This window comes from Parabacteroides hominis (assembly GCF_014287585.1).
Classification (GTDB): domain Bacteria; phylum Bacteroidota; class Bacteroidia; order Bacteroidales; family Tannerellaceae; genus Parabacteroides; species Parabacteroides hominis.
In genome coordinates this window covers 24818-44494 of record NZ_JACOOJ010000029.1, presented here as the reverse complement: position 1 = coordinate 44494, position 19677 = coordinate 24818, and the positions used below count along the sequence as shown (strand labels likewise).

Annotated in this window: 16 protein-coding genes; 10 read left to right on the top strand and 6 right to left on the bottom strand. The window is 47.7% G+C overall.

Going from position 1 to position 19677, the window contains the following annotated elements; translation table 11 throughout:
• Positions 1-170: 170 nt before the first annotated feature.
• The 4 genes from H8S65_RS14775 to H8S65_RS14760 form a co-directional block, all read right to left on the bottom strand.
• On the bottom strand, positions 171-425 hold the full coding sequence (locus tag H8S65_RS14775) for a hypothetical protein (protein ID WP_186930670.1): 255 nt from the start codon (positions 423-425) through the stop codon (positions 171-173).
• 113 nt (positions 426-538) lie between these two features.
• Positions 539-1411, bottom strand: coding sequence for a VIT1/CCC1 transporter family protein (locus H8S65_RS14770; protein ID WP_186930669.1), 873 nt, complete (start codon positions 1409-1411; stop codon positions 539-541).
• A 10-nt stretch (positions 1412-1421) separates the two neighbouring features.
• On the bottom strand, positions 1422-3215 hold the full coding sequence (gene argS, locus H8S65_RS14765) for an arginine--tRNA ligase (RefSeq protein ID WP_186930668.1): 1794 nt from the start codon (positions 3213-3215) through the stop codon (positions 1422-1424).
• 182 nt (positions 3216-3397) lie between these two features.
• Positions 3398-3670 carry an HU family DNA-binding protein gene (locus H8S65_RS14760; RefSeq protein ID WP_186930667.1) on the bottom strand — a complete coding sequence of 91 codons (273 nt, stop codon included), beginning with the start codon at positions 3668-3670 and terminating at the stop codon, positions 3398-3400.
• 187 nt (positions 3671-3857) lie between these two features.
• Between H8S65_RS14760 and H8S65_RS14755 the strand changes: the two genes are divergently transcribed.
• From H8S65_RS14755 to H8S65_RS14730, 6 genes are all read left to right on the top strand, one after another.
• Complete coding sequence (locus H8S65_RS14755; protein WP_186930666.1) at positions 3858-4568, top strand: rhomboid family intramembrane serine protease; 711 nt, start codon at positions 3858-3860, stop codon at positions 4566-4568.
• Complete coding sequence (locus tag H8S65_RS14750; protein WP_186930665.1) at positions 4549-5427, top strand: rhomboid family intramembrane serine protease; 879 nt, start codon at positions 4549-4551, stop codon at positions 5425-5427. The genes H8S65_RS14755 and H8S65_RS14750 overlap by 20 nt, the downstream gene beginning before the upstream one ends.
• Positions 5424-6545, top strand: a complete 1122-nt coding sequence (locus H8S65_RS14745) for an endonuclease/exonuclease/phosphatase family protein (protein WP_186930664.1) — start codon at positions 5424-5426, stop codon at positions 6543-6545. The genes H8S65_RS14750 and H8S65_RS14745 overlap by 4 nt, the downstream gene beginning before the upstream one ends.
• A 90-nt stretch (positions 6546-6635) precedes the next feature.
• Positions 6636-8207: an ATP-binding protein gene (locus H8S65_RS14740; protein WP_186930663.1), complete on the top strand. Its 1572-nt coding sequence runs from the start codon at positions 6636-6638 to the stop codon at positions 8205-8207.
• A gap of 144 nt (positions 8208-8351) precedes the next feature.
• On the top strand, positions 8352-8846 hold the full coding sequence (locus tag H8S65_RS14735) for a hypothetical protein (RefSeq protein WP_186930662.1): 495 nt from the start codon (positions 8352-8354) through the stop codon (positions 8844-8846).
• 20 nt (positions 8847-8866) lie between these two features.
• Positions 8867-10495 (top strand): flotillin family protein, encoded by a 1629-nt coding sequence (locus H8S65_RS14730; protein ID WP_186930661.1) that lies wholly within the window; start codon positions 8867-8869, stop codon positions 10493-10495.
• A 106-nt stretch (positions 10496-10601) separates the two neighbouring features.
• Here the strand turns inward: H8S65_RS14730 and H8S65_RS14725 are convergent, their stop codons facing one another.
• Both H8S65_RS14725 and H8S65_RS14720 read right to left on the bottom strand, forming a co-directional pair.
• Positions 10602-11153 (bottom strand): DUF4468 domain-containing protein, encoded by a 552-nt coding sequence (locus H8S65_RS14725; protein WP_186930689.1) that lies wholly within the window; start codon positions 11151-11153, stop codon positions 10602-10604.
• A gap of 8 nt (positions 11154-11161) precedes the next feature.
• Positions 11162-12163, bottom strand: a complete 1002-nt coding sequence (locus H8S65_RS14720) for a DUF4468 domain-containing protein (RefSeq protein ID WP_186930660.1) — start codon at positions 12161-12163, stop codon at positions 11162-11164.
• Between the two features lie 165 nt (positions 12164-12328).
• On the opposite strand from H8S65_RS14720, the gene secDF reads away from it, so the two are divergent.
• The 4 genes from secDF (at position 12329) to hutI (ending at position 19667) form a co-directional block, all read left to right on the top strand.
• Positions 12329-15334: a protein translocase subunit SecDF gene (gene secDF, locus H8S65_RS14715; RefSeq protein ID WP_186930659.1), complete on the top strand. Its 3006-nt coding sequence runs from the start codon at positions 12329-12331 to the stop codon at positions 15332-15334.
• Between the two features lie 173 nt (positions 15335-15507).
• Positions 15508-17511, top strand: a complete 2004-nt coding sequence (hutU, locus tag H8S65_RS14710; RefSeq protein WP_186930658.1) for a urocanate hydratase — start codon at positions 15508-15510, stop codon at positions 17509-17511.
• Positions 17508-18413, top strand: a complete 906-nt coding sequence (ftcD, locus tag H8S65_RS14705; protein ID WP_186930657.1) for a glutamate formimidoyltransferase — start codon at positions 17508-17510, stop codon at positions 18411-18413. Before hutU ends, ftcD begins: the two co-directional genes overlap by 4 nt.
• A gap of 3 nt (positions 18414-18416) precedes the next feature.
• Positions 18417-19667, top strand: coding sequence for an imidazolonepropionase (gene hutI, locus H8S65_RS14700; protein WP_186930656.1), 1251 nt, complete (start codon positions 18417-18419; stop codon positions 19665-19667).
• Positions 19668-19677 lie beyond the last annotated feature (10 nt).

Below are 19677 nucleotides of genomic sequence, written 5' to 3'. Positions count from 1 at the left end.
AGGAACAACTTCACATACGAGGTTTGAGTCTGATAGACGCAGATTAAAATAAATAAACAGGATTTTTTGACGCGGATTTCGCGGATAACGCGGATTAAACACCTGATACATATTTCTTATCCGCGTTATTCGCGAAATCCGCGTCAAAATTATATTTGCGTCTATCAGACTCATATCTTGGCAGATTTGAACCAGAAATGATGATTTACCGGTGTATAATATGGATGGCGTGCCGTAGGCTCTCTTTTGCCGTCTGCTTCAGCAGACGGATAGATGATTGTTCCGGCTTTGCTGGTTCCTATGTGGTTTTTAACCCCTTTAAATATAATCCATAAAGGGGCTAAAGCCCACAAGGGAAGAGGCTTAGCCTCCAGGCTCTCTTTTGCCGTCTGCTGAAGCAGACGGCAAAAGAGAGCCTGCGGCATAAGGCGCAGCTTTGTCTGTTAGCTCACTGATAAATCATTATTTGTGGTTCAAATCTTCTTATTATTGGCATATTGGTCATTATCCTATGCTTCTGGCTACACTGGATCATGGTCTATACATCTATCCCTGTAAACTCTTTCAGCGCATAACCGATCAGGAAACTTAGAGCGGCAACGCTGAAACTCAAAACGGCCATTTCCGTGAATCGTTTGCGGAAACTTTCGCTTCTGGCTACTGAATAGTAGTAATTGAATAAGGCAATGATCAATAAGGCGGAAAGCAACATGAGACCTAATGCTGCCAATACATTGCTGATAAAGATAAAGGGTGCTACCAATGCAACGACAGTAAAAATATAAGCTATACCCGTGTAGACAGATGCTTTTACCGGATGTTTCCCTTCTCCGCCTTCCGATTTTGTGGAGAGATATTCAGACGAAGCCATCGAGAGCGCGGCGGCAATACCTGTGATGCTCCCCGTTAAAGCTATTAATTTCGAGTCGCTCAATGCAAGTGTGAAGCCGGCTAAGGCTCCCGTGAACTCAACCAAAGCGTCATTCAAACCTAACACGACGGAACCCATATATTCGAGCCTTTCCTCGTTGATCAGGGCAATGAGTTTATCTTCATGCTCGTCTTCGTCTTTGGCAATCTGAAGCAAGTCCGGATAGTCTTTATAAGCAGCATAGCCGTTTTTTGCACCTTCTTCACTGCCTTCCATTAGCTTGATGGCGAAAGTAATGCCTAATATACGGGCCAGAAGATAATATTTAAGTACTCTCCATTTGTAAGGTGCTACATCCCGTCCGGTATATTTCTTCAGGATACCGTAATGTCCTTTTTCATCGGCAGAAATACGGAGCAGCACATTCTTGTTATCCGGATCTTTCTCGATTGCCGCCAGCTTTGTATAAACAATGCTCTCCGTGATTTCATTACGCTGAAATCGCAGGAGAGCATCGTATGTCTGTTGATCTATATTCATGATCCGTTTCTTACATCCTTTCCGGAACCTCGATCCCCAACAATGACATGGCCGATTTGACGATCTTGGCTACGTTGGCGGAGAGGACAAGGCGGAACTTCTTCACTTCGTCATTCTCTTCGCGAAGGATAGAGAAATCGTGATAGAACTGGTTGTATTCTTTTACCAGGTCGTACGTGTAGTTGGCGATGAGGGCGGGACTGTATTCCTTTCCTGCTTCGCGGACGATAGAAGCATAGTCGGCTATCATCTGGATCAGGTTTTCTTCCTTTTCGGAGATCGTAGTCGTTGCCGGCAGTTGTTCCGGTAAAACGATGCCCTGCTCGGCTGCTTTACGCAGAACGGAACGGATACGGGCGTATGTGTACTGGATGAACGGACCGGTATTGCCGTTGAAGTCGATCGATTCCTTCGGATTGAAAGTCATGTTCTTGCGTGGGTCCACTTTCAGGATGAAGTATTTCAGGGAACCGAGGCCGACCATGCGGGCGATATTTTCGGCTTCTTCCGGCGTCATTTCGTCCACTTTGCCTAATTCCTGCGAGATTTCGCGGGCTGTGCCCACCATCTCTTCCATCAGGTCGTCGGCATCGACAACCGTTCCTTCGCGGCTCTTCATCTTTCCTTCCGGCAGTTCGACCATACCGTAAGAGAAATGTACAAGGCCTTTGCCGAACTCGAAGCCCAATTTATCCAACAGGATGGACAATACCTGGAAATGATAGTTCTGTTCGTTTCCTACCACATAGATCATTTTGTTGATCGGATAGTCGTCGAAACGCAACTTGGCAGTTCCGATATCCTGTGTCATGTAGACGGAAGTGCCGTCGGCGCGGAGCAACAGTTTTTCATCCAGGCCGTCTTTAGTCAGGTCCGCCCATACGGAACCGTCTTCACGGCGGTAGAAGATGCCTTTGTCGAGTCCTTCCAGCACTTTGCCTTTGCCTTCCAGGTAGGTCTGCGATTCGTAATAGATCTTGTCGAAGTCTACGCCCATCTTTTTGTATGTCTCGTCGAATCCGGCATATACCCAGTTGTTCATCATTTCCCAGAGAGCGCGTACCTCCTTGTCACCGGCTTCCCATTTGCGGAGCATCTCGCGTGCTTCGGCCATCAGGGGAGAAGCGGCTTCGGCTTCTTCTTTCGTCAAGCCACCGGCTTCGAGGGCGGCAGTCTCTTCTTTCAGTTTGTTGCTGAAAAGAACATAGAAGTCACCGATCAGGTGGTCGCCTTTCTTGCCGGCCGTTTCGGGAGTCACGCCGTTGCCCCATTTCTGCCAGGCGAGCATGGACTTGCAGATATGGATACCGCGGTCGTTTACGATGTTCGTCTTTACCACTTTATTGCCGTTCGCCTTCATGATCTCGGACAAGCTGTAGCCTAACAGGTTGTTGCGCACGTGTCCGAGATGGAGCGGCTTGTTGGTGTTGGGGGAAGAATATTCGATCATGACCAGCGGAGACTGTTCCGTTACGGGAACGATCCCGTATGCCGGCTGGGCGTTAATGCCATTTAATAAATCGATCCAGCAGGCACAGGCGATGGTCAGGTTGAGGAAGCCTTTGATTACATTGAACTCGGCTACAGCCGGTTCATGCCGGAGCAGGTATTCGCCAATTTCCTGAGCTGTCTGTTCCGGTGATTTCTTCGACATACGGAGGAAGGGAAAAACTACCAGAGTCAGATGTCCTTTGAACTCTTTTTTTGTCTTTTGCAGTTGTACCTGGCTGGCCGCCACATCGGCGCCATACAGTTCTTTTATGCCGGCAATGATCGCACCGGTAATCTGTTGTTCGATAACCATATTCGTTTAGTATATGTTCGGATTTATTTTGCCTGCAAAGGTACAGGTTTATTTTGTAAAAACCATAGGATAGGTATGAGTTAGGAAAGACATAACTATGATTTGGTAAAGTGGCCGGTATGCAATAAAAAAAAGCACCCCCAAGTCGGGGATGCCTTTTTACTATGAGAATGTAAGACTATTTACTTAATAATTTCTGTCAATTCGGCACCAGCTTTGAATTTAACTGATTTACGTGCCGGAATATCGATCGGTTGTTTAGTCTTCGGGTTAACACCTTTGCGAGCAGCTTTTTCAGCGACTGAGAAAGAACCAAAACCTAAAAGGGCAACTTTGCCGCCTTCTTTTAATTCGCCGGATACTGTTTCAACAAAAGCTTCAACAGCTTTCTTTGCATCAACTTTGCTTAAACCGGATTTTTCCGATACAGCATTGATAAATTCTGTTTTGTTCATGATGGTTTGATAATTAATATATTAAACAATTTTTGTGATAGCCTAAAAAGTCGGTGTCAAATGTAATTCTATTTTAATATATCGCAAAGAAAAAAAGAGTTTTTTTTATTGATTTACTATGTTTTAGTGCTGTTTTGTCAGAAAACTACCAAAATATATATACCTTTGTCCTTAAATTGATAAATATATGATGAATCAAAATAGTTCGGGATTTCTGAGTAGCATCCCGATGGTTACGAAAAACCTTATCATTATCAACCTGTTGTTTTGGGTAGCGAGCCTTGTTTTACCTAAAGTCGGGATTGATTTAGTCCAGTTATTCGGACTGCACTTTCCGGGTGTGAAGGATTTCTATCCTTTCCAGTTTGTCACCTATATGTTCATGCATGATACCCATTCGTTCGCACACGTATTTTTCAATATGTTCGGTGTGTATATGTTTGGGCGTGTACTGGAGAATGTCTGGGGGCCGAAACGCTTCCTGATCTTTTACATGGTGACGGGTATCGGTGCGGGTATCACGCAGGAATTGGTTTGGCTTTATTCCGTCCATTCCTTTGCAAGTGCGAACGGGATTACTTTGGCACAACTGGTCGCAGGAGATCCTTCGTTGAACTATCTGATAACGATTGGCGCTTCCGGTTCCGTATTCGGTATTTTGCTGGCGTTTGCCATGTTGTTCCCGAATGTTCCGCTGTATCTGATGTTCATCCCGATTCCTATCAAAGCAAAATACTTCGTGATCTTTTACGGATTGGCCGAATTGTTTATGGGTGTCGCTAATAATGGCGGCGATTCCGTGGCGCATTTTGCACACCTCGGCGGTATGTTTTTCGGTTATTTCCTGGTTCGATATTGGAAAAAGAAAGATATAGGCAATGGGCGATATTTTTATTAATCTCAAACGGACTTTCAATTCCGGCAACATCCTGGCGAAACTGATTTATATCAATGTCGGGCTGTTCGTTATTATACGGTTGACAAGTGTGATCCTGATGCTGTTCAACCTGAGCGGTTTCCCGTTCTTGCAGTATCTGCAGATGCCTTCGTCTCCCGAATTGCTCCTGTACCGGCCGTGGACGATCATCACTTATATGTTCACGCATTTCGACTTCCTGCATATTCTGTTTAATATGCTGTGGTTGTACTGGTTCGGTGGTTTGTTCCTCACTTTCTTCAGTGAGCGGCAGTTAGGCGGTTTGTATCTCTTAGGAGGTGTTGCCGGGGCGGTCTTGTTCCTGGTGGCATATAACATATTCCCTTATTTCCGCACAGTTGCCGCTTATAGTTACTTGATGGGGGCGTCGGCTTCGGTTATGGCGATCGTGTTTGCCGTTTCCTTTTACCGGAAAGACTTGGAGATCGGCCTGTTCCTGATCGGAAGGATCAAGCTGATTTATCTGGCCCTGTTTACATTTGTGATCGACTTGCTGGCAATTACCTCTACGAATGCCGGCGGCCATATCGCCCATATCGGCGGAGCGTTGTTCGGTATCTGGTTTGCCGCCCGGATTAAGGATGGTAAAGATTTGACGGCTCCGATGAACCGCCTGCTCGACCGGGTGGTGAATTTAGGGAAACGGAAACCCAAGATGCGTGTGACCTATAAACGTCAGGAGACCGATTATGAATATAACGCCCGTAAACATCGGGAAACAGTTGATCTGGATGCAATATTGGACAAATTAAAACGTTCCGGTTACGAAAGCCTTTCGGCAGAAGAAAAGAAAAAACTATTTGATGCCAGCAAAAAATGAGCGAGCAGTTTAAAGCGATCAAAATCCTGTTTAAATCCGTAGTAGGTACAGCCAATGTAATAGTAATCCTGCTATTCATTGCTTCTGCCTTCTCAGACCGTATCTCTCCGGATAGGAGTGTATTCTTCTCTTATCTTGGGTTGGGATTTCCTGTGTTATGCGTTTTGAACCTCTGTTTTATTATTTATTGGCTGTTTCTTTGGGAATGGCGGTTCGTCTTGATCGGGTTGTGTTCATTCCTCATCTGCCGGGGGCCTGTTACCCGTTATTTCCCTTTCCACAACAGAGTGAGTGAGATTCCGAAAGAGAACGTGCTGAAAGTCTTGACTTATAATGTAATGGGGTTCGGCTATAAAGGTCATACGGAAGACTCTCCGAATCCGATCATACGGTATATAGCGAACTCCGGTGCGGATATCGTATGCCTGCAGGAATATGCGGTAGGTACTTCCAAGAACTTTTTGACGAATCAGAAGATTGCCAATGCATTAAAGATGTACAAATATCGCTCTATTATCCCGGTCGGAACTTCCGGTACGCTCAAATTCAATATAGCCGTGTTCTCCAAATACCCGATCTCTAAATCCCGCAAGATCAAATATGAGAGTTCTTTTAACGGTTCGTCCATCCATGAACTGGACATAAACGGAAAGAAACTGACCTTGATCAATAACCACCTGGAGTCTTTCAAGCTGACAATGGAGGACCGTAGCCATTATTCCGCATTCATCAAGAATCTGAATACCGAGACGCTCGACGGCTTGAGAAGTTCCATCGGACAGAAGTTGGGTCCGGCATTCCAGATACGTGCACGCCAGGCGAGAGCTGTTGCCGAGGAAATTAAAAAGATCGATACCGATTATATATTGGTCTGCGGTGACTTCAACGATACGCCGATTTCCTATGCTCATCGCACGATCCAGGGACCGCTGAAAGATGCTTATGCCGCTTCAGGCCGTGGTGTCGGGGTCACCTATAACGAGAACTTCTTCTGGTTCCGCATCGACAACATCCTGCATTCCGCCAACATGAAGCCGATGAACTGCACGGTCGACAAGATCCGTTATTCCGACCACTATCCGTTGTGGTGCTATTTGCAATTGAAAATGGATAATTGACAATCTGCCAGATTTGCATCCGAAGGTTCGCTTATATCCATAAAAAAATGTATCTTTGTCTGTCTGGTGTTTCAATTAAAATCCGTTATCATGAGCAAGAAGATTTACCCTATCGGCATCCAGAACTTCGAGAAGATTCGGAGAGACGGTTATTTTTATGTAGACAAGACTGCTCTCGTCTACCGACTGGCAAAAAGTGGAAGTTACTATTTCCTGAGCCGTCCGCGCCGTTTCGGGAAGAGCTTGTTGTTGTCTACTTTGGAAGCCTATTTCGAGGGGAAGAAAGAACTCTTTGCCGGATTGGCCATCGAGCAGTTGGAGAAAGATTGGGGGCGATACCCGATATTGCATCTCGATTTGAATGCCCGTCAATATGAAAATATAGGATCACTCTTGGAGGAATTGAATAAATACCTTGAAATATGGGAACAGGCATATGATAGTCCGTTCGGAGACCGTAAGCCGGAGGAACGCTTCTTTCAGGTGATTCGCCGGGCTTATGAGAAAACCGGACAGCGCGTTGTGATTTTGATAGACGAATATGATAAACCCTTGTTGCAGGCAATCGGGAAACCTGAATTGCAGGAAGCCTACCGCAGTTTGCTGAAAGCTTTCTATGGCGTGATGAAAAGCGCAGACGGTTTTATCCGCTTTGCGATGCTGACGGGTGTGACCAAGTTCAGCAAAGTGAGTGTGTTCAGTGACCTGAATAATTTGAAGGACATTTCGATGCACAGGGAGTTTGTTGAGGTATGCGGCATTACGGAGAATGAGCTGCATGAAAATCTGGAACCGGAATTGCATGAATTGAGCGACTTTATGAATATGGATTACAGTAACGTTTGCCAAGAGATGAAGCAGCGTTACGATGGTTATCACTTCGCCGCCGATACGGAGGGGCTTTATAACCCGTTCAGTCTGCTGAATACTTTTGATGCCAAGCAATTTGGCAACTATTGGTTTGCGACGGGCACGCCATCCTATTTAGTGGAACTCCTGAAACGCAACCATTACGACCTCGACCGTTTGGCTCATGAAGAAACCGATGCCGAAACGCTTGACGGTGTGGATTCGGTCGACTCCGATCCGATCCCGGTCATCTATCAAAGTGGCTATCTGACGATCAAGGGGTATGACGCGGAATTTGGTATGTATCGGCTGGGCTTTCCTAATTTAGAAGTCGAAGAGGGTTTTGTAAAATACCTATTGCCTTATTATGCAAATGTCAGCGCTTCAAAGACGCCATTTGAAATCAGCCGTTTTATTCGTGAAATCCGTTCCGGTGATTATGACGCATTCTTTCGTCGTTTGCAAAGTTTCTTTGCCGACACGCCCTACGAAACGATTACCGGTTTGAAGCCTGAGCGTGACACGGAACTTCATTACCAGAACGTCCTGTTTATCGTCTTCCGATTGATAGGATTATATACAAAGGTAGAATATCATACGAACCGGGGACGTATCGACTTGGTTTTACAAACGGATCGATATATCTACGTGATGGAGTTTAAGTTGAATGGAACGGCTGAGGAGGCATTGCAGCAAATCAACGAAAAACAATATGCCCTGCCTTTTGTCGCAGATGGCCGGAAGATTGTCAAAATCGGTGTGAATTTTTCTTCCGGGACCCGCAACATCGAGAGATGGGTGGTGGAAAGTTGAGTTTGCGTCTTTAAGTGCTCCTAAAGACTTCGGTAAAGATGTATTTGATTTGACAACTATTCATATTCAAAACAATTAATCCATGATAATTGTCAGTTTTTAATTTTTTCCTTATCTTCCCGCCTAATTTAATTTCCGGCGAACATGACAAGCACAATCTTCCTTACAGTGGCCGTTGTTGCTACGGCAATCTTTCTGATCCAGTTTGTTGTATCCATCTTTTTTGGCGACATCGATACGGATGTCGATATGGATACCGATATCGGCAGTGTTATTTCTTTTAAGGGGCTGACGCACTTCTGTATCGGCATGGGTTGGTATATGTATATCTCACAGGGAACGGATATTTCGTCTTATGCAGTCGGTATTCTCGTAGGACTTGTTTTTGTGTTTGTTCTCTGGTTCCTGTATAAGAAAGCCTGGCAATTGCAGAAAGAGAATAAGCCGGAGAAACCGGAAGCTTTGTTAGGACGCGAGTGCACGATCTATGCTCATGACGGCGATCGCTATGTCGTGCAGATTGCCGTCAACGGAGCTTTGCGGGAAATGGATGTCCGCTCGCTTGAGAACCGGAAATACCAGACCGGCGACAGGACTACGATCGTCAAGGTTGAATCGGGAATTATGTATATTCAGTAAATAACAAATCTATTAAAATTATGACACAGGAGATGTTAATCATGATCGCTATACTGGTTGTAGTGGTCATCGTTTCGTTTATCGGTATCCTCTCGCGCTACAGGAAATGTAAGAGTGATGAGGTGTTGGTTGTTTATGGTAAGACTTCAGGGGAAAAGTCGGCCAAACTTTATCATGGTGGTGCTGCTTTCGTGTGGCCGATCATTCAGGGATACGAATTTCTCTCCATGAAACCGTTGCAGATCGATTGTAAGCTGACCGGCGCCCTGTCTGCGCAGAATATCCGTGTGGACGTGCCGACAACTATTACGGTTGCTATCAGTACCGATCCCGAAGTGATGCAGAACGCAGCCGAACGTTTGCTTGGGTTGCTGTCCGAAGACAAACAAAACCTGATTACGGATGTCGTTTACGGGCAGATGCGTCTGGTGATTGCCGATATGACGATCGAGGAGTTGAACTCCGATCGTGATAAATTCCTGTCCAAAGTACGCGAGAATATCGATACGGAACTCCGCAAGTTCGGCCTTTATCTGATGAATATCAATATCAGTGATATTCGCGATGCCGCCAACTATATCGTCAACCTCGGTAAAGAAGCTGAAAGCAAGGCCCTGAACGAGGCACAGGCTAACATCGAAGAACAGGAAAAGTTAGGAGCCATCAAAATAGCCAACCAGATCAAGGAACGTGAAACAAAGGTTGCCGAAACCCGCAAGGACCAGGATATCGCTATTGCCGAAACAAAGAAGCAGCAGGAGATCTCGGTAGCCAATGCCGATAAGGACCGTATCTCCCAGGTTGCCATTGCCAATGCCGAAAAGGAATCGCAGGTTGCAAAAGCGGAAGCCGAGAAGAATATCAATATAGAGAAAGCCAATACGGAAAAGGAAAGCCGTATTGCCGAACTGAACTCCGATATGGAAATCAAAAAGGCCGATGCAGAGAAGAAAGCTGCTATCGGACGAAATGAAGCCGGTAAGGATATCGCACTTTCTAATTCCGAGCTTGCCGTGACCCAGGCGGATGCCGATAAGAAGGCCGGTGAAGCCGCCGCCCGTTCGGAAGCTGCTGTCCAGGCTGCCCGTGAGGTTGCCCAGAAAGAAGTGGAAGAGGCAAAGGCTAAAAAGATCGAATCGGCTTTGAAAGCCCAAAAGATCGTTCCAGCCGAAGTCGCCAAACAGGAAGCGATCCTGCAAGCCGATGCCGTTGCCGAAAAGACGATCCGTGAGGCGGAAGCACGTGCGAAAGCCTTGTTGGCACAGGCTGAAGCCGAAGCCTCTGCCATCCGCATGAAGTTGGAAGCCGAAGCCGACGGTAAGAAGAAATCATTGCTGGCCGAAGCCGATGGTTTCCGGGCGATGGTCGAAGCAGCCGAATCGAATCCGGCGATTGCGATCCAGTACAAAATGGTCGACCAGTGGAAAGAAATCGCAGGCGAACAGGTTAAGGCGTTCGAGCATATCAACCTCGGCAATATTACAGTATTCGATGGCGGAAACGGCGCTACCGGCAACTTCCTGAACCAACTGGTGAAGACGGTCGCTCCGAGTCTCGGCGTATTGGATAAACTGCCGATCGGCGAAACCGTTAAGAACATCATCAAGCCGGACGAGAAAGGCAAGGATGATCCGGCTCCTACATTATAATATATGAAAAGTTCCCCTATAAGGAAACCGTAGTTTCTCTATAGGGGAACTTTTGTTCCATGCGGGTGGAACTTTTGTCCCATGCTTATGGAATTAGCTTTTCATGCTACAGCTCCGCGTCGTTCACTGCATCCAGGATATCGGCAAACAGGTTCTCGACGAAGAAGAACGTGGCATTGCAGAACAGCTTCGGGTCCTTGATCAAAGCGATCGTATTGCTTTTGCCATTATTGGCAATTACGTTTTCTGCCGTATATGTTTTGAACTTCTTGTTGTTCTGAGGATCGTATTGATAAACGATATTGCTTACTTCTGCCGAGTAACTATTGTCATGGCAGCTAATCTTCATCTTGTATTTGATGATCGTTTTGTCCGTATCGTTCAACAGCATCTCGACTTTGGAAGAAACATTGATAATCCCTTTGGACTTCTTGGAGCTGACATTCGACAGGAATACATCTTTCGCATAGCTTTTCTTTGCCCACTGGTTGATGACTTCGAATATCTGATCCTGGCTCATGTCATTCACATGGACGGTGTCGCGATAGCATACTTTCCCGTTTTTCATCGGAGCACACTCATCGACATCGCCTTTATGCCCCTGTGCCATTGCCAGCACAGGGAACATGATAAATAGAAGGAAAAACAGTTTTCTCATCATCCTGATTATTTCATCCATACATTTACGATTTCACCGATAACGGTTATCTGCTGTCCTTCCGCCGTTTCGCCCTGTTTGCGGCAGTCGATGATCAACCAGGCGTCTCCGCTTTCACCTTTCTTGAAGAAAGACAAGCTGTATGTGTCGTTGTTTCCTATTTCTTTATAAACAGGGCTGTCTTTGCTGATAGCGATCGAGGCGATCGATTTGCCGAACATATTGCCCGTGCCTTTCCATTCGGCAGAAGTTTCTTTTGTGTCAGGTTTGCCGGCGGATGCAACCTGCATATCGCTTTCCGGCAGCATCTGTAATAAGGTAGACGGAACTTTGTCGGCGGCAAAAGCCACATACCCTTCTTTTACAGGAACCGGAGTTGCCGGTTTTACGGTCTGGGCCGGTGTCACAGTCCGGGTCGGAGTGACCGGAGTTGCCGGAACTACATTGGCTGCTGCCTGTGCGCCTAAAGCGGCGGAGGCTGAGGCGAACATTTCGTCAATAAAATCGACTGTCTTTCTACGGAACTTGCCGTTGCCGCGGTTCAGTTTGGTTTTATCCTTGTTCAAACAATATTTATCTGTAATCCATTCTTCGGCTGTATATTTTTCCGGTTCGCGCTGGTAAGATACATTATATTCATACCGGATGCCGGCCACTTTCAGAATACATTTCCCGTTCTCGCATTCCATCGTGACGCGATAGTTCATTTCCGTCTTATCCAATGAAAGGGCCGTGCTCTGGAATACCAAGTCGGTTTGCCCTACGGCGGCAATGTCGCCTTTCGCCTTGTCCGAATAGACAACGCGGTTGCCGTCTTCACTGAAGAACCCGTCCGCCCAGTCCAGCATTCTGTCATATACTTCATCTTTTGAAAAAGAAGGAGCGTTTATTTCTTTTGCAAATACTACTTTACCATTCTCGACAGGAACAGCGCCGGCTAAATACTTGGAATCGTCCTGAGCCCAGAGCAGGGTCGGGATAAATAGTGTTAATAATAAAAGTTGCTTCATGGTTATTCTATACTTATGTTTTTTTACGGGCAAAGATATATAATTGTGGCTGAAATAAACTAAGAGTGTGACAAATAAATTAATCTAATTACTGTTGGACAAAGAAAAAAAGCCTATATTTGCACCCTGTGAAAAAACGAATAATAACATAAACATAAGATTCAAATGCAAAACAAAGGATTTGTAAAGGTCTTTGCGGTGTTACTTACGCTTGTCTGTATGTTTTATCTGTCATTCTCGTTCGTGACAAGACATTACAACAGCAAAGCCGCTGAGTATGCAGGTGGAGATCCGGTAAAAGAGAGTTCTTATTTGGACTCGTTATCTACTCAGAAGGTATGGTTGGGCTATACGCTCAAGCAGTGCCGTGAAATGGAAATCAGTTTAGGACTTGACTTGAAGGGCGGTATGAACGTCGTTCTGGAGTTGAATGTGGCCGATGTAATCCGTTCGCTTTCAAACAACAACCAGGATGAGAACTTCAACAAAGCATTGGAGCAGGCTTATGCGAACCAGGCTACAAGTCAGAAGGACTTTATTGATCTATTTGCAGAAGAGTATAAGAAGTTAGATAATGGCGCTCGTTTATCCGCTATTTTCAGTACTTTCGAATTGAAAGACAAAATCACTCCGCAGAGCACGGATGCACAGGTAATCGCCGTGCTGAAGGAAGAGCTGAAGAGTGCTATCGATAATTCATTTAACGTGTTGCGTACCCGTATCGACCGTTTCGGTGTGGTATCCCCGAACATCCAGCGTCTGGAAACTGCAGGCCGTATCCTGGTCGAGCTTCCGGGTGTGAAAGAGCCGGAACGTGTACGTAAGTTGTTACAGGGCAGTGCAAACCTCGAATTCTGGGAAACATACAACTTGCCGGAAATCTACCAGCAGTTGGTAGCTGCCGATAATATGCTGGCTACAGTCTTGAATTCTGATGATGCAACTGCTGAAACGGCAGAGGAAACAGAAGCCGTTGCTGAAGCAACAGAAAATGCTGCTGCCGAAGCAACAAACGACGCAGATTCTTTGCTGGCCAAGATCGGTGAAGACAAACCGGAGGCACAGGCTGCGAAGAGCATGGAAGAGTTTGCAAAACAACATCCGCTGTTCGCCCTTTTGCAGATCAACCAGTATAACGGCCAGTTGGCATCCGGTCCTGTTGTCGGTATTGCCGATAAGAAAGACATCGCCAAGATCAACGAATACCTGAACATGAAGCAGGTAAAAGACATCCTGCCGCGCAACCTTTCTTTGAAATGGGGCGTGAAGGCTATCGATGAAAAAGAGCAATATTTCTATTTGTATGCTATCAAGATGACGAACCGCGACGGAACACCTGCTTTGGGTGGTGACGTTGTAACGGATGCTAACGCAGACTTCGTTCAGCAGGCAGGCCGTTCAGAACAGCAGGTTAGCATGACTATGAACGCAGAAGGCGCTAAAGCATGGGCTCGCCTGACAAAAGAAAATATCGGCAAGGCGGTTGCTATCGTTCTGGACGATATGGTTTATTCTGCTCCTAACGTACAGGTGGAAATCACAGGTGGACGCTCTCAGATCACCGGCCACTTCACTCCGGAAGAAGCGAAGGACTTGGCTAACGTGTTGAAATCCGGCAAGATGGCTGCTTCGGTAAGTATCGTGCAGGAAGATGTTGTCGGTCCGTCTCTGGGTCAGGAAGCTATCAATTCCGGTGTGATCTCGTTTGCGCTGGCATTGGTTCTGTTGATGTTCTACATGTGTGCTTTCTACGGAATTATTCCGGGTCTGATCGCCGACGGCGCTCTGGTGCTGAACATCTTCTTCACAATGGGTATCCTCGCATCCTTCCAGGCTGTTCTTACATTGCCGGGTATTGCCGGTATGGTGTTGACATTAGGTATGGCTGTCGATGCTAATGTGTTGATTTACGAACGTACGAAAGAAGAACTGCGTGCAGGCAAGTCGTTGGGCAAAGCAATCGCTGACGGTTACAGCAACGCATTCTCTGCTATCTTCGACTCGAACTTGACTTCTATCATCACAGGTGTCGTATTGTTCTACTTCGGTACAGGTCCTATCCGTGGTTTTGCCACGACGATGATTATCGGTTTGTTCGCATCCTTCCTGACTGCCGTCTTCCTGACTCGTATCGTTTACGAAGCGCTGTTGGCTAAAGATAAACTGAAGAACGTAACCTTTACGACTTCTATCACGAAAGACCTGTTGACGAATCCGAAGGTCAACTTCTTGGCTGCCCGTAAGGTGGGTTATCTGATCCCGGCTGCCATCATCGTCTTAGGTGCGATCTCCATGTCGACGATCGGTTTGAACAACGGTATCGACTTTACCGGTGGACGTAACTATGTGATCCGTTTCGACCAGGATGTGAAGACTGACGAAGTACGTGACATGCTGGATGTACAGTTGGATGGTTCCGTAAGCGTTATCCAGATCGGTACTCCCGACCAGGTTCGCGTATCTACCAACTATAAGATCGAGGACAACGATCCGACTATTGACCAGGAAATCGAAAATAAATTGTTTGAAGGTGTGAAGTCATTGCTTCCGGCAGGCACGACACTGGAACAATTCACCGGACAATATATCCAGAGTTCGCAGAAGGTGGGACCGAGTATGGCAGACGATATCAAGAACGCTGCATTCCTTGCAGTTGTATTCGCCATGTTCTGTATGGCGGCTTACATCCTGCTTCGTTTCCGCGACATCTCGTTCTCTGTAGGGGCATTTGCCTCCGTAGCTGTTACGACTTTGTGTATCATTTCATTCTACACATTGCTTTGGAAGGTGCTGCCGTTCTCTATGGAAGTCGACCAGACCTTCATTGCGGCTATCCTGACCATCATCGGTTATTCTATCAATGATACCGTGGTTGTGTTCGACCGTATCCGTGAGACAATCGGTCTGTATCCGAAGCGCGACCGTTACCAGGTGATCAACGATGCATTGAATTCGACTTTGTCCCGTACATTCAATACATCATTAACGACTTTGGTTGTTGTGTTGTGTATCTTCATCCTGGGTGGTGCGACGATCCGTAGTTTTACGTTCGCTATCTTGTTAGGTATCGTTGTCGGTACATATTCTACTCTGTTCGTGGCAACTCCTATCGCTTACGAATTGCAGAAGAAAAAGATCAATAAGAAAGCGGCTGCCGAAGCTGGTAAATAAGAATACATTTTAATCCGATAAAAAAGGGCTGTTCCTCGCGAGGAATAGCCCTTTTTGTGCTTCTAAACATAACTGTGCCGGTTGGCAAGATGAAAGAGAATGCTTATCTTGTTGGCCTCTTACTTCTGCTATTTACTTACAGATTGTAAGCAAACACCTTAAAATGTCATGTTATGGAAGTACGCCTGAGTAACCAATTGCCGGTTTATCCATCTTTTGTACCCGGTATTCGCCGCGCCCCTGATCGCGGCTATTCGCTTACGCCTGCGCAAACAGAAACGGCCTTGAAGAATGCGCTCCGCTACGTTCCCGAAGAGTTGCATGAAGTGCTGGCTCCTGAGTTTATGGAAGAGTTGATGACCCGTGGCCGTATCTACGGATATCGTTACAGGCCGGAAGGAGACTTGAAAGCCAGGCCTGTCGACCAATATAAAGGCCAATGTCTGGAGGGAAAAGCCTTTCAGGTAATGATCGACAACAACCTCTGTTTCGATATCGCCCTCTATCCATACGAACTGGTTACGTATGGCGAGACCGGACAGGTTTGCCAGAACTGGATGCAATACCGGCTGATCAAGCAATACCTCGAAATACTGACGGACGAGCAGACACTCGTGATCGAGTCCGGGCATCCATTGGGGCTGTTCCGTTCCAGGCCGGATGCGCCTCGTGTGATTATCACTAACTCTATGATGGTCGGCATGTTCGACAACCAGAAAGACTGGCATATAGCCGCCCAGATGGGAGTGGCCAATTACGGGCAGATGACTGCCGGTGGCTGGATGTATATCGGGCCGCAGGGAATCGTGCACGGAACATTCAACACCTTGTTAAATGCAGGACGAAAGAAATTGGGCATTCCGCAGGATCAGGACTTGCGCGGGCATCTCTTCGTTTCCTCCGGCCTCGGAGGAATGAGCGGGGCACAACCGAAAGCGGCCGTTATAGCCGGTGCTGCCAGCATCATTGCAGAGGTGGACAGTTCCCGTATCGAAACCCGCTACTCGCAGGGTTGGGTACAGCACGTGACCGGTGATAAAGCGGAAGCCTTCCGCATGGCGCAGGAGGCTATGCGGTCAAAAGAACCGATTTCGATCGCCTATCATGGCAATATAGTAGACTTGTTGGAGTATGCCGGGGTACAGGCGATCCGGATCGACCTGTTGAGCGACCAAACCTCTTGCCATGCCGTTTATGAAGGCGGCTATTGCCCGGTCGGGATTTCCTTTGCCGAACGTACGGAACTCCTTTCCCACGATATAGACCGTTTCCGCTCGCTGGTCGACCGTTCCCTGCACCGTCATTTCGAGGTAATCAAGAAATTGGTGGCTCGCGGCACTTACTTTTTCGATTACGGAAACTCGTTTATGAAAGCCATCTACGATGCCGGTGTGAAGGAAATTTCCCGGAACGGAGTCGATGAGAAAGACGGTTTCATCTGGCCTTCATACGTCGAAGATATCATGGGACCGGAACTTTTCGATTACGGTTACGGGCCTTTCCGTTGGGTATGCCTGAGCGGGAAACAGGAAGATCTGGTGAAGACCGACCAGGCCGCTATGGATTGCATCGATCCGAACCGGCGCGGGCAGGACAGGGATAACTACAACTGGATTCGCGATGCCGAGAAGAACCGGCTTGTGGTCGGAACCCAAGCACGTATCCTTTACCAGGATGCGGAAGGGCGGCTGAATATCGCGCTCCGCTTCAACCGTATGGTGCGGGACGGAGAAGTCGGGCCGATCATGCTCGGACGCGACCATCATGATGTAAGCGGGACGGACTCGCCTTTCCGGGAAACGTCCAACATCTATGACGGGAGCAACGTCATGGCCGATATGGCTGTCCAGTGCTTTGCCGGAAATGCGGCACGGGGTATGAGTCTCGTAGCCCTTCACAACGGCGGCGGAGTCGGCATCGGTAAAGCGATAAACGGTGGCTTCGGGATGGTGCTGGACGGGAGTGAGCGGGTAGACGAGATCCTTCGTTCAGCCATGCTCTGGGATGTGATGGGGGGAGTGGCCCGCCGTTCATGGGCTCGTAATCCTAACGCCATGTCTACCAGTGCCGCCTTTAACGAAAACTATGGCGACCGGTATCATATCACGCTGCCTTTTATTCCGAAAGAAGATTTGATTCAAAATATTATACGTACCTCTTTAAAACACAAAGTATGAGTACCTGGAGTAAAATAATGGAATGTGTCCCCAATTTCAGCGAGGGAAGGGATTTAGCGAAAATAGAAAAGATAGTGGATAAATTTCGTGCCAAAGCCGGTGTAAAGCTGTTGGATTACAGCAACGACGAAGATCATAACCGACTGGTCGTAACAGTAGTCGGCGAACCGGAAGCCTTGAAGGACGCTTTGCTCGAAGCCATCGGGCAGGCGGTCGAACTGATAGACCTCACGAAGCACTCCGGACAGCATCCCCGGATGGGAGCGGTAGATGTCGTTCCTTTTATACCGATCAAGGGATGTACGATGGATGAAGCGATTGCACTTTCCAGGGAAGTTGGCGAGAAGGTGGCGGCTCTCTATCAAGTGCCGGTCTTCCTCTATGAAAAATCGGCTTCGGCTCCGCATCGGGAGAACCTGGCAGCTATCCGCAAAGGAGAGTTCGAGGGGATGGCGGAAAAGATCAAGCAGCCGGAATGGAAACCGGACTTCGGGCCTGCCGAGCGGCATCCGTTGGCGGGAACCGTGGCAATCGGCGCACGTATGCCGTTGGTGGCTTATAACGTCAATCTGGGTACGGCAAACCTGGAAATAGCGAGCAGCATTGCCAAAAAGATCCGTTTCATAGGTGGCGGGCTCCGTTATTGCAAAGCGATGGGAGTGGAACTGAAAGAACGCGGCATCGTGCAGGTTTCGATCAATATGACCGATTACACCCGTACCGCCCTCTACCGTGCTTTCGAACTGGTACGTATCGAGGCACGTCGCTACGGTGTTCCGGTTGTCGGAAGCGAGATCATCGGGCTGGTTCCGATGGAGGCGTTGATCGACACGGCTTCTTATTATTTGGGACTGGAAGACTTTTCAATGGATCAGGTGTTGGAAGCCAGAATAATGGAATAGACCATGGCGGATGAAAAGATATTGATACGGAACGCATCCCAGGTGGTGACCTGTTCCGGGTTCGAGGCGAAGAAGGGAAAGGCTATGTCAGATGTCGGGGTGATCGAAGATGGGGCGGTTGCCGTATCGGGCGGCATTATTACGCATGTGGGGCCGACCGAAGAAATCCTCCGGCAAGTGGATGTAGAAGATTATCTGGAGGTAAACGCTTCCGGGCGTGCGCTTCTTCCCGGCTTTGTGGACAGTCATACGCATTTCGTCTTCGGCGGTTACCGCGAGGAGGAGTTCTCCTGGCGGATGAAAGGAGACAGTTATATGTCGATCATGGAAAGAGGAGGCGGGATCGTCAATACGATGAATGCGACGCGGAGCACCAGCTATGATGATCTGTTCGGGGATGCGTATGACCGTCTCGACTCTATGATGGATATGGGTGTGACTACCGTCGAAGGAAAGAGCGGGTATGGTCTCGACCTCGCCACGGAGCTGATCCAACTTCGTGTAATGAAAGAACTTAATGACGACCATCCGCTGGATGTGGTGTCTACCTTCCTGGGGGCACATGCCGTCCCTCCTGAATTTGCCGGGCGTACGGATGCGTATGTCGACTATATAATAGAAGAAGTGTTACCGCATGTCCGTGCAGAACGCTCCGTGACTTTCTGCGATGTCTTTTGCGAACAAGGCGTTTTCTCGGTCGAACAAAGCGAACGTCTGCTGAAAGCGGCCCGCAGCCAGCGTTTCAAACTGAAACTTCATGCCGACGAGATTGTGTCTTTTGGTGGCGCCGAATTAGCAGCCCGCCTGAAAGCCGTGAGTGCCGACCATCTGTTGCACGTGTCCGATACCGGCATCAAGCGGCTGGCACGTTCGGGGACGATAGCGACTTTGCTTCCGCTTACCGCTTTCTCGTTAGGCGAGCCGTATGCTCCGGGGCGCCGGATGATAGATGCCGGTTGTGCCGTGGCATTAGCATCCGACCTGAATCCCGGAAGTTGCTTCTCCAGTTCGATCCCGTTATTGTTTGCCCTGGCCTGCATCCAGATGAAACTTACTCCCGAAGAAGCCCTGACCGCCCTTACGATCAACGGAGCGGCAGCCCTGGGGCGGGAAAAGAAGATCGGCAGCATCGATGTCGGAAAGAAAGCGGACTTGATCTTGTTGAAGTTCCCTTCATATAAGTTCCTTCCTTATCATGTAGGAATGAATATCGTGGACACGGTTATCAAGGATGGCGTGCTCTATATTATTTGACAGGATAAAA